This is a genomic window from Saccharibacillus sacchari, assembly GCF_037722395.1.
In the GTDB taxonomy this organism is placed as follows: domain Bacteria; phylum Bacillota; class Bacilli; order Paenibacillales; family Paenibacillaceae; genus Saccharibacillus; species Saccharibacillus sacchari_A.
The window spans coordinates 1-1,133 of the sequence record NZ_JBBKAR010000027.1 but is presented as its reverse complement, the minus strand read 5'-3'; the positions used below and the strand labels follow the sequence as shown (position 1 = coordinate 1,133).

The 1,133-nt window shown below is 27.4% G+C and carries 1 protein-coding gene; it reads left to right on the top strand.

Going from position 1 to position 1,133, the window contains the following annotated elements:
* Window positions 1–1,133: reverse transcriptase domain-containing protein (locus tag WKI47_RS08425; protein WP_340226717.1), on the top strand; the 1,133-nt coding region annotated here is incomplete at both ends.

Sequence of the window (1,133 nt, the reverse complement as noted above, 5' to 3'; positions counted from 1 at the left end):
TGAGAAAGTAGCTCATAAATGTTCGCCTGGTATAGATAGAATTAATAAAGCTTCTTTTGAAAAAAGACTCGACGAGTATACGAATATAATCTCCAGAAAAGTTCTAAATGGAACATATGAGTTTATCCCTTATAAAGAAAAACTTATATCGAAAGGTTATGGAAAATCGCCTAGACAAATCTCTATTCCGTCAATTAGAGATAAAGTTACACTCTGCTTATTAAATGAAATTTTAACCAAAAGTTTTGAAAATGAAGTCAGTAACAAAATTATTCAAACTTTGGTTGACGAGTTGAAGCAAGAAATCAATTCTTATAATTATAATTTTTTTATTAAAATAGATATAAAAGAGTTTTTTTCTTCAATCTCACATCCTGAAATTTTGAAGCTAATTAGTAAGCGAATTCGCAAAAAATCTATATTGGAACTCATAGAAAAAGCAATAAAGACACCTACTCTTTCATTTCCGACTAAAGAAACTATAGATAACAAAATAGGAATTCCACAAGGGATTTCGATTGCAAGCATTTTAGCAAACATTTATTTAAGTGACATTGATAAAACATATTCAATTGATAACAAAGAGTTTAAATATTTTCGTTATGTCGATGACATTTTAATTTTGTGCAATGATAAGAACTATGAAGGTATTAGAGAAAGAATTTTTTCAAAACTTAAAGCTTTAGATTTGAGCGTAAGTTGTCATAAATACAAAGAATCTAGTATTTACGATGGTTTTTCTTATCTAGGGTATTCGTTCGAAATCCTCAATGAAAAAAGTGGAGACTATGGCTTTACTGTAAGAAAAGAGTCTGTTAAAAAGTTCGAAGATTCTTTAGTGAAAATATTCTCGGAATTTAAGTTTTCGAAGAATAAAAATAGTGAAAAGTTTTTATGGAGAATTAATAAAAAAATAACAGGATGTATTTTTGATAAGAGTAAGTATGGATGGTTATTTTTTTATTCACAGATTGATGACCTTCCATTGTTGTATCATTTAGATTGGTTTATTCAAAAGTTATGTGATCAATTCGAAATAGATAATAATATCAGGCATAATATAAAGCGTTTTGTGAGAACTTTTCATGAAGTAAAATTCAACTTGAATAGTACTAATTATATTCCCAATTTTG